The organism is Novosphingobium lentum NBRC 107847, from assembly GCF_001590965.1.
GTDB lineage: Bacteria > Pseudomonadota > Alphaproteobacteria > Sphingomonadales > Sphingomonadaceae > Novosphingobium > Novosphingobium lentum.
Window position 1 is genome coordinate 47,900 of sequence record NZ_BCTW01000024.1, and the last position, 10,188, is coordinate 58,087.

Annotated in this window: 8 protein-coding genes and 2 tRNA genes; 5 read left to right on the forward strand and 5 right to left on the reverse strand. The window is 65.2% G+C overall.

Going from position 1 to position 10,188, the window contains the following annotated elements:
* Positions 1-22: 22 nt before the first annotated feature.
* The 4 genes from NL2_RS18085 to NL2_RS18100 form a co-directional block, all read right to left on the reverse strand.
* Positions 23-98 (reverse strand) — tRNA-Thr (locus tag NL2_RS18085).
* 100 nt (positions 99-198) lie between these two features.
* Positions 199-272, reverse strand: a tRNA-Cys gene (locus tag NL2_RS18090).
* Between the two features lie 120 nt (positions 273-392).
* Complete coding sequence (locus NL2_RS18095) at positions 393-1,190, reverse strand: crotonase/enoyl-CoA hydratase family protein (protein ID WP_068077353.1); 798 nt, start codon at positions 1,188-1,190, stop codon at positions 393-395.
* Between the two features lie 292 nt (positions 1,191-1,482).
* Entirely contained in the window at positions 1,483-2,682 is a 1,200-nt protein-coding gene (locus NL2_RS18100; RefSeq protein ID WP_068077355.1) for an LL-diaminopimelate aminotransferase, read from the reverse strand.
* A 228-nt stretch (positions 2,683-2,910) separates the two neighbouring features.
* Between NL2_RS18100 and NL2_RS18105 the strand changes: the two genes are divergently transcribed.
* The 3 genes from NL2_RS18105 to clpS all read left to right on the forward strand — a co-directional run bounded on the left by NL2_RS18105 (position 2,911) and on the right by clpS (position 6,646).
* Positions 2,911-4,782: a PHA/PHB synthase family protein gene (locus NL2_RS18105; RefSeq protein ID WP_068077381.1), complete on the forward strand. Its 1,872-nt coding sequence runs from the start codon at positions 2,911-2,913 to the stop codon at positions 4,780-4,782.
* A 184-nt stretch (positions 4,783-4,966) separates the two neighbouring features.
* Positions 4,967-5,977, forward strand: a complete 1,011-nt coding sequence (locus NL2_RS18110) for a phasin family protein (RefSeq protein WP_084356198.1) — start codon at positions 4,967-4,969, stop codon at positions 5,975-5,977.
* Between the two features lie 312 nt (positions 5,978-6,289).
* The gene (clpS, locus tag NL2_RS18115) at positions 6,290-6,646 is read left to right on the forward strand and encodes an ATP-dependent Clp protease adapter ClpS (RefSeq protein WP_068077385.1); all 357 of its coding nucleotides are present in this window, start codon (positions 6,290-6,292) and stop codon (positions 6,644-6,646) included.
* Between the two features lie 91 nt (positions 6,647-6,737).
* On the opposite strand, the gene NL2_RS18120 is transcribed toward clpS, so the two are convergent.
* Positions 6,738-7,445 carry a VIT1/CCC1 transporter family protein gene (locus tag NL2_RS18120; RefSeq protein WP_068077357.1) on the reverse strand — a complete coding sequence of 236 codons (708 nt, stop codon included), beginning with the start codon at positions 7,443-7,445 and terminating at the stop codon, positions 6,738-6,740.
* Positions 7,446-7,687: 242 nt separating this feature from the next.
* Here NL2_RS18120 and lptF point away from each other — a divergent pair, with 242 nt between their 5' ends.
* Positions 7,688-8,929, forward strand: coding sequence for an LPS export ABC transporter permease LptF (lptF, locus tag NL2_RS18125; RefSeq protein ID WP_068077359.1), 1,242 nt, complete (start codon positions 7,688-7,690; stop codon positions 8,927-8,929).
* Positions 8,919-10,031 (forward strand): LPS export ABC transporter permease LptG, encoded by a 1,113-nt coding sequence (lptG, locus tag NL2_RS18130; protein WP_068077387.1) that lies wholly within the window; start codon positions 8,919-8,921, stop codon positions 10,029-10,031. Before lptF ends, lptG begins: the two co-directional genes overlap by 11 nt.
* Positions 10,032-10,188: the final 157 nt, after the last annotated feature.

Below are 10,188 nucleotides of genomic sequence, written 5' to 3' on the forward strand. Positions count from 1 at the left end.
TCGGGAATGGCGCGATCGAAGGTGGTGCCGCTTAGAGGATTCGAACCTCTGACCCCATCATTACGAATGATGTGCTCTACCGACTGAGCTAAAGCGGCATACCCCTTGGGCAGGCGGGGCGTTTACAAAGGCCGGCTGCGCGACGCAAACGGTTTCGCGCAAGGCTTTGCAAAGCCTTCGTGCCCTGCGTGGAAATGCTGGAGGCCCGAGCCGGAATCGAACCGGCGTAAACGGATTTGCAGTCCGGTGCGTAACCACTCCGCCATCGGGCCTCGGCCCCGGGCTGCCCCGGGGAGCAGCGCGGTTAGCCCAAGGCGCGGCGCACTGCAATTCGATTCATCAAGGCCTGGGCAATTCGATTTTCGCGGGGTCGGGCGTGCGAGAGGGCCGGATCAGGGATCGACGAATTCCGCCGCGCGGCGTTCCAGCCCGGCCTGCACCGCCTCGCGCTGGTTGCGCGACAGCATCAGCACGTGCTGCGCATGGCTTTCGGCCAGCAGCACTTCGTCGACCGAGAGATCGTGCATGCGGTTCGACAGCGCCTTGGCCGCGCGGATCGCGTGGGGGCTTTGCGCGGCGATTTCCTGCGCCAAGGCCATCGCGCGGGCAAGCGGATTGGCATCGACATGCGTGGCGAAACCCAGCGCCAGCGCATCCTCGCCCGAGAATTCGCGGTGGGTGTAGATCAGTTCGCGCAGCACGTCGTCGCGCACGTTGCCGCGCCACAGCACATAGCCGCCCATGTCGGGCACCAGCCCCCAGCGCGTCTCCATGATCGAAAGCCGCGCATCGGGCGCCACGATGCGGATGTCGGGGCCGCTGGCGATCTGCAGCCCGCCGCCAAAGCACACGCCATGCACCGCCGCGATCACCGGCATCGGCAGCTTGCGCCAGACCATCGCCGCCTGTTGCGGGAGGTTGGCGTTGCCGTGGGTGCGCGCGGTGAGCGGGGCGTCGTTCCAGCGATCCTCGCGCCCCATGCTCGACAGGTCGAGCCCGGCGCAGAACGATTTGCCCGCGCCCGACAGCACCACGCAGCGCACCGATCCCTGGTCGTACAGATAATGCCCGGCATCGACGATCGCGTCGAACATCGCCTCGTCGAGCGCGTTCATCTTGTCGGGCCGCGTCAGCAGCACGTGCGCGACGTGGCCATCATGCGTGATCGAAAGGCGATCGGTGGTCTTCATGGTCGCTTGTCCCGCTGGGTCGGTGGCAGGCGCATGTGTTCGCGCAATCGCGCGGCACGGTCCAGCAGTAAGTGGCGGGAGCGGGGAGGGGCACTGCTTCGCTATCGCGGAGCAAACGCCCTGAGCATGAAGCAGATGTTTTAGAGCCACCCGCTTATGGTGAGGAGGGGCTGAGCTTGCCGCAGACCCGTCTCGAACCACTGTCCCATACGCAGGACGGTCCTTCGAGGCGCCGTTTCGGCAAGCTCAACGGCTCCTCAGGATGAGCGAGTCAGACCAATCGTAACGAACCCTACGCCGCGCTGGCGTTGACGCCCATGCTGGCAAGGTAGCGCTTGATGTTGCGCGCGGCCTGGCGCAGCCGTTGCTCGTTCTCGACCATGGCGATGCGCACATAGCCCTCGCCGTCCTCGCCATAGCCCACGCCCGGCGCCACCGCGACTTCGGCGTGGGTCAGTAGCTGCTTGGAAAATTCGAGGCTGCCCATGCTTTTCAGCGCGGGCGGCAGCGGCGCCCAGGCGAACATCGAGGCGCGTGGGGACGGGATGTCCCACCCGGCGCGGCCGAACGCTTCGACCATCACGTCGCGGCGCTTCTGGTATAGTTCGCGGTTCTTCTGGACGATGTCCTGCGGGCCGTTGAGCGCGGCGCAGGCGGCGGCCTGGATCGGGGTGAACGCGCCGTAATCGAGGTACGATTTCACCCGCGTCAACGCCGAAATCAGCCGCTTGTTGCCCACCGCGAAACCCACGCGCCAGCCGGCCATCGAATACGTCTTGGACATGCTGGTGAATTCCACCGCGATATCCTTGGCGCCGGGCACCTGCAGGATCGACGGGGTGGGCACGCCATCGTAATACAATTCGGAATAGGCGAGGTCCGACAGGATCCACACCTTGTTGGCCTTGGCCCAGTCGACCAGCCGTTCATAGAACGCCAGGTCGACCGTTTCGGCGGTGGGGTTCGACGGATAGTTCACGATCAGGATCGACGGACGCGGCACGGTGAACGCCATCGCCCGCTCCAGCGCGCGGAAATAGTTTTCATCGGGCGTGGTCGGCACCGAACGGATCGTGGCGCCGGCGATGATGAAGCCGAACGTGTGGATCGGATAGCTCGGGTTGGGGGCGAGCACGACGTCGCCCGGCGCGGTCATCGCCGTGGCCATGCTGGCCAGCCCTTCCTTCGACCCCATGGTCATCACCACTTCGGTATCGGGATCGAGATCCACGCCAAAGCGGCGGCCGTAATAGTTGGCCTGCGCCTTGCGCACGCCGGGAATGCCCTTGGACGCGGAATAGCCGTGGGCGTTGGGCTTCATCGCCACTTCGCACAGCTTTTCGATCACGTGCGCGGCGGGCGGCAGATCGGGGTTGCCCATGCCAAGGTCGATGATATCCCGGCCCGCGGCACGCGCGGCGGCCCGCATGCCGTTGACTTCGGCGATGACGTAGGGCGGCAGGCGCTTGATGCGGTAGAATTCTTCGTCCACGGTTGGTTGTACTCGATCTATGACCAACGGCCCGATTGCCGTCAGTCGGCGGCCTTACGCGAATTTGCAAAACTAGGCAAAGTACAAGTCCTGCAGGGACTGGCACGGCGCGGTCAATCTTGTAGATTGCACCAAACCAAAAACGGGAAAGCGATGATGGCTGGAACAGCGGGCAAGGGCGAATCGGGCTCCACGACGGATTCCGGCCAGGGCGGCATCGGCGGGACCATGGTCGAAGATCTCGTGCGCCAGCAGGGCGAAGCGATGCAGGCGCTGTTCGCCCCGTTCCTGCCCGATGTGCTGTCGGCCGGCGGCGGCGCGAGCATGCCCGATCCGGCCGATCTCCAGCACTGGGGCATGTCGGCAGCCAAGTTGCAGAAGATGTGGCTCGATTTCGCCGCCGAACAGGCCGGCAAGGGCGAGCCGGCGCTGGGCAAGCTGGGCGATCCGGGCCAGTGGGCCGAAAAGCTGGGCCGCTGGACGCAGGCGCTGCCGCTCGGGCAGTTCGAAATCCAGCAGAAACTGTGGCAGGACGGGCTGCAGCTGTGGACCACGGTGCTCGGCCAGTACGGCATCGGTGACGGCGCGCATGCCAGTGCCGAATCGGAACAGCCCGCGCCGCAACTGCCGCGCAAGGACCGCCGCTTTGCCGATCCCAAGTGGCGTGACCAGCCGCTGTTCGCGCTGATCCACCAGACCTACCTGCTGCTGGCGGAACGGATCAATGCGATGGCCGATGACGTGCCGGGCATGTCGGCCGAGAAGAAAGACCAGTTCAAGTTCATGACGAAGGCGATCACCGACGCGCTGTCGCCCGCAAACTTCCCCCTGACCAACCCGATGGTCATCGAACGCACGATCGAGACGCGCGGCGAAAACCTTGTCAGCGGGGCCGAACACCTGCTCACCGATCTGCGCAAGGGGCAGCTGACCCACACCGATCCCGATGCGTTCGAACTGGGCCGCAACATCGCGGTGACTCCGGGCAAGGTGATTTTCGAGACGCCGTTGTACCAGCTGATCCAGTACACCCCGACCACCGACACCGTGCTGGAGGTGCCGCTGGTGATCTTCCCGCCGTGGATCAACCGGTTCTACATCCTCGATCTGAACCCCGAAAAAAGCTTCATCCGCTGGGCGGTGGAGCAGGGCGTCACGGTGTTCGTGGTATCGTGGAAATCGGCCGATGCCTCGATGGCGGAGGTGATCTGGGACGATTACATCCTCGCGCAGATCGAGGCGATCGACCACGTCCGCGCGCGGCTTAAGGTGCCCGCGGTCCACACCATCGGCTATTGCGTGGCGGGCACCACACTGGCGGCGACGCTGGCGCTGCTGGCGCGGCGCGGGCTGGGCGACACGGTCGCCTCGGCCACGTTCTTTACCGCGCAAGTCGATTTCGAGAAGGCGGGAGAGCTCAAGCACTTCCTCGACAACGCGCAGATGAAGCTGCTCGATTCGATCTCGAAGGACGGGTTCATCGACGGCCGGGTCCTGGCCGCCACGTTCAACGCGTTGCGGGGGCCGGACCTGATCTGGAACTACGTGATCAACAATTACCTGCTCGGGCAGGACTATCCGGCGTTCGACCTGCTCCACTGGAATGGCGATATCACCAATCTGCCGGCCAAGTGGCACCGCGCCTATCTGACCGAACTCTACCGCGACAACCGGCTGGTCGTGCCCGATGCGATGGTGGTCGATGGCACACCGATCGACCTGCATCGCATCCACACGCCGGTCTATATCCAGGCGGGCAAGGAAGATCATATCGCGCCTGCCGAAAGCGTGTGGAAGCTGACCAGCCATGTCGCGGGCCCGTGGAAATTCGTGCTGGCCGGATCGGGGCACATCGCCGGCGTGGTCAATCCGCCGTCATCGGGCAAATACCAGTACTGGCTCAACCACGGCGATCCCCAGACGCTGCAGGACTTCATCGCCGGCGCGCACGAAACCAAGGGCAGCTGGTGGCCCGACTGGATCAAGTGGATCGAGGCGATCGATCCGGCACGGGTTCCCGCCAAGAATTTGCGCAAGCCGGGCGGCAAGGGCGACCGGGCGATCGAGGACGCGCCGGGGCGTTATGTGAAGACGCGCTGAGAGCAGCGCCTGACCCGGCAAATTGCGACACCCATCCTGCGGCATCCTGACGTTTGCTGCACTGCACAAAAAACCCTTGACGGCAGTCGGGGTAATAATTATTTGTGCAGTGCAGCAAAGATCGACGCGGCCTCCTTTGGCACGGCTTCGATCCGCGGTACGCGCAAGGAGCCAGTGACTCGCGATGGTTGATCAAGTTGAAGACCCCAAGCCCGAATCCGGCACTGTCGCTGCGGTCGACATTGTTCCCGAAACGCCGGCGATCGAAGTTGCCGCTACGGAAGCACCGGCAGTAGAGGCGGCTCCAGTAGAGGCGGCTCCAATCGAGGCTCTCGCAGCCGCGCCCCTCGCCGCGCCTGCCCCGGTGGAAGCGCCCGCCCGTCGCAAGCCGGGTCGCCCGAAAAAAGTAGCGGCCATCGTCGAGCCTGCCCCCGTGGCGGCCACACCGGCTGTCAGCAAGATCGTCAAGGTTGCAGCACCCAAGGCCGCCGCGGTGAGCGTCGCGCCAAAGGCTGCCACGTCCAAGGCGAAGCCGGTCGCGGCAAAGCGTCCGGTCCCGGCGAAGAAAATGGCGGTGCCGGCGCCCTCTGCCAAGCCCGCAATTTTCAAGGCTGCGGTGCCCAAGCCTGCAACGACCAAGGCGGTTGCCCCCAAGATCATGGCGCCCAAGATCGTTGCACCGGCTTCGGCACCGGTTCGTCCCAGTTTCAAATCAGCCGCCGCCCCCGCGCCGGTTACCAAAAAGGAAAGTTTTATCATGGCCGTCAACACCACCGAATTCACCACCAAGATCCAGGACGCGATGAAGACCGCGCAGGATCGCGCCAAGGTCGCTCTCGAAAAGAGCCAGACCATGTTCGGCGACGTCGGTGAGTTCACCAAGGGCAACGTCGAAGCGGTTGTCGAATCGTCGAAGATCCTCGCCACCGGCCTGCAGGGCATGGGCAAGAGCTACGCCGAAGAAGGCAAGACCGCGTTCGAGAAGCTGACTGCCGACGCCAAGGAACTGGCCGCAGTGAAGTCGCCGACCGAATTCTTCGAAAAGCAGTCGGCGCTGATGCGCAAGTCATTCGACGCCATGGTTGCTTCGGGTTCGAAGTCCAGCGAATCGATGCTGAAGCTGGCCAACGAGGCGTTCCAGCCGATTTCGAACCGCGTGAGCATGGCGATCGAAAAAGTGAAGCACGCCGCCTGATCCTGTTGGCAGGTGCGATACGCCTTCAACGCACCTGCCGCTTGGCGACAGCTTTGGACCGGACGGTTGCGGCCGTCCGGTCCTTTCGTCGTTTGGGGCCTGAAGCATCGGCGCGCCGCCTGGTGACCGTCCCATCGGCGGGGTGATTCGTCTCCGCGAAACCACATTTTGACGGCCTGACGACGAAGATTGGCCATGCGCCCCTTGCCGATGGGGCTGGTCGATGCGATATTCCCCTCAATGTCGACAGACCAGTGCCTCGTTTCCGTGCCCCTTCCGCTTGCGCGCCGTGCGCAGCTTGGTGCCGGACGCATTCGCAGCGGCGACGGCGATGGTGATGGCGAGGGCGGCGGAGACAACGGCTCCGGTGGTGATAACCAGGTCGGCGTCGCCACCAGAACCCGCACGCGCCCCAAGAAGCCGAGCATGTTCAAGGTGCTCATGCTCAACGACGATTACACCCCGATGGAATTCGTGGTGATGTGCCTCAAGCGCTTCTTCCACATGGATCTGGAACAGGCGACGCGGGTCATGCTCCATGTCCACCAGAAGGGCGTAGGCGTGTGCGGCGTGTTCCCTTACGAAATCGCCGAGACCAAGGTGAACCAGGTGATGGACTTCGCGCGCCAAAACCAGCACCCGCTGCAATGCACGCTGGAAAAGGCCTGAGCGTCTGATTGGAAATTCGCCGAAAGCGCGAATTTCAGTCCGGCACCGGCGCGCTCCCGGATAATCCGAAACAAGGTTTGGGATCGGACATTCAGGCCACCGTCGTTCCGAACAGCTTGCCGATCAGGAATGTCGCGGCCATCGCCAGCGCCCCCCAGATCACCACGCGGACGATGCCCTGCATGATCGGGGCTCCGCCAGCCTTGGCGCCCACCGCGCCCAGCAGCACCAGAAACGCCAGTGACGCGGCCGATACGCCCACCGCCAGCGATCCCAGCGGCAGCAGGAACGCGGCGAGCAGCGGCAGCGCGGCACCGATCGCGAACGTCGCCGCCGACGTCAGCGCGGCCTGGACCGGACGCGCGCGGTGCATCAGCGACAGCCCCAGTTCGTCGCGCGCGTGCGCGCCCAGCGCATCCTTTGCGGAAAGCGCCACCGCCACTTCGTGCGCCAGCGCATCGGGCAGGCCGCGATCGCGATAGATCCCGGCCAGCTCTTCCAGCTCGGCCGCAGGCGATTCGGCATGTTCGCGCCGTTCGCGCGCAAGGTCCGCCGCCTCGGTATCCGCTTGGCTCGAGACCGAAACGTATTCGCCCGCCGCCATCGACATCGCGCCTGCGACCAGCCCGGCCACGCCCGCCACCAGCACCGCCGGCTTGCCCGCCGCGGACGCGGCGACGCCGACGATCAGGCTCGACGTCGACAGGATGCCGTCGTTCGCGCCGAGCACGGCAGCGCGCAGCCAGCCGATGCGATCGACGACGTGGTGTTCGGCAGGCGCGATCTTGGATTGCTGCATCGCTGGCTCCTTTGGCAGGTCGGGCCACTTTGCCACCGGTGCGGCGGCGCGTCACCTCCCTGCATCCTGGCCCGCATCCTGGCCCGCATTGTGACCCGCTTTGTGCGTTGCGCCAATTCGCGCTTTGCCACGCCGTCGCGCGCGGTTATGGAGCGGCTTCCCGGCGCGCGGCAGGGCCCCGGCGGGGATTGCCGCGCCGTTCCCTGCACTTCGCCGCAACCACAGGCTGCCGTTTCCTCCCCGTGAAATTCTTCACCGCCATAGACCGTTACATAGCCCGGCTGGTGCTGGTGCCGATGCTGGTGGTGTTCGTCCTGGCCGCGTCGCTGCTGGTGCTCGACAAGATGCTCAAGCTGTTCGACTTCGTTGCGACCGAAGGCGGGCCGGTCAGCATCGTGTTCAAGATGCTGGCCAACCTGCTGCCCGAATATGCCAGTCTGGCGATCCCGCTGGGGCTGATGCTGGGCATCCTGTTCGCGTTCCGCAAGCTGGCGACGAGTTCGGAACTCGACGTGATGCGCGCGGTCGGCCTGTCGTACACCCGGCTGCTGCGCGTGCCGTACATGTTCGCGATTGCGCTGGCAGGGCTGAACCTGCTGATCGTCGGCTATCTCCAGCCTTTGTCGCATTACTACTACGAACAGATGCAGTTCGAACTGCGCTCGGGCGCGCTGGGTGCCTCGATCAAGGTCGGCGAATTCAACACGCTGCAGGATCGCACCGCGCTGCGCGTCGACGCCAGCCGCGACGAGGGGCGCGACTTGCGCGGGATCTTCGCGCGGATCGTCACCGCGCGCGGCCAGCAGATGGTGATCTCGGCGCGCGAGGGCCGGTTCTTTGCGACCAAGGACAACCCCGACACGATCATCCTGCGATTGAACGACGGGCAGATCGTGCAGGATGGGCCCGGCATCGCCAGCCCGCGCGTGTTGAGCTTCGCCAGCCAGGACCTGCCGATCGACCTGCCCAAGCTCGAACAGTTCCGCCGGCGCGGCGACAAGGAGCAGGAATATTTCCTGCCCGAACTGCTCAAGATCAGCTGGAACGACAAATATCCGGCCGCCACCCGCACCGAAACCAAGGCCAGCCTCAACTACCGGCTGGTGGAGGTGGTGATGATGTTCCTGCTGCCGCTGCTGGCGGTGGCGCTGGCCATCCCGCCTAAGCGATCGACCTCCGCGCTGGGCGTGTTCGTGTCGATCGTGATGGTGGTCGCCTATCACAAGGTCAACCAGTACGGGCAGGATGTCGCGGTGCTGGGGCGGATCGACCCGACGCTGGCGCTGTGGGGGCCGTTCTCCGCGTTCGCTGCGCTGATCCTGTGGATGTACTGGCGCATCGCCTATGTGCCCGGCGGCCAGCCGATCGGCGGGCTGGAGCGTGGCGCGGCCAAGGTCAGCGCGCTGTATCGCAAGCTGTTCGGCCGCAAGCGCCTGCCCGATGAGCCGGAAGCCGAACTGGAGGGCGCGCATGGTGCAGCTTGAATTCTTCCCGTCGCGGACGATGACGATCTACATCGCCAAGATGTTCGCGGTGCGCATCGTCGCGGTGCTGCTGATGCTGGTGCTGGTGTTGCAGATGCTCGATCTGCTGGGCGAAAGCGGCAAAGTGCTGGGCGCGCCGGGCAATGGGCAGGCGCAGCTGCTGACCTATGTCTCGCTGCGGCTGCCGCAGCTGGTGTCTCGGTTCCTGCCGTATTCGGTGCTGCTGGCCACGATCATCACGCTGATGGGGCTGAACCAGAACAGCGAGGTCATCGCGATGAAGGCCGCCGGGCTTTCTGCGCATCAGGTGCTGGCGCCGCTGTTCCTGGTCGCGGCGGTGACGTCTGCGGCGACGTTCGCGTTCAACGAACGCGTGGTCACCCGTTCATCCGCGACGCTCAAAGCGTGGCAGGCGGTAAGCTACGGCGCGGTTCCCGTAGACAGCGGGGTCAAGGCCAACGTCTGGCTGCAGGATGGCAGCAGTGTGCTGTTCGCCAAATCGATCACCGGGCCGATCACCAATGGCGGCAAGGCGATGGTGATGACCGGGCCAAGCTGGTTCCGGCGCGATGCCACGGGCATGGTGACCGAGATCGTGACCGCGAATACCGCAGTCTACGCCAATCCCGGCTGGCGGTTCGATGCGCCGGTGGCGTTCGACGTGCAAAGCGCGCGCAAGTCGGCGCTGCCCGGCGGGCAGGTCTATGCCCGGTCGGTCGAACCGGCGCAGGTGCTGATCAGCAAGGTCGATGCCGATGCCGAATCGCTGCCGCAACTGGCGCGGTCGATCGCCGCCGTGCGCGAGGCGGGCCATCGCACCAGCGAGCTGGAGGGCAAGTGGTGGCACAAGCTGTCGGGCCCGCTCTCGGCCATGCTGATGCCGTTGCTGGGTGCGACCGCCGCGTTCGGGCTGGCGCGGTCGGGCCACATGTTCATCCGCGCGGTGATCGGCATGGCGCTGGGCTTTGCCTATTTCGTGGTCGACAACGCCGCCCTCGCGCTCGGCAATTTCGGCGGCTATCCGCCGGTGCTGGCGGCGTGGGCGCCGTTCCTGCTGTTCCTGCTGATCGGCGAGACGGTGTTGATCCGTACCGAGGAATAGGGGGAGTGGGCCGTTTGCGCTGATCGCCGCGCGCAAGAGTCAGGATGCGTTGACCGGTCACGCTGACGCGTGACCTCGCGCGGCACCGGCCCACTCCCCCTGCCCGACCACCCCTAAGGTACACTGCCGGGTGGTCGGGCAGGGGGAGTGGGCCGGT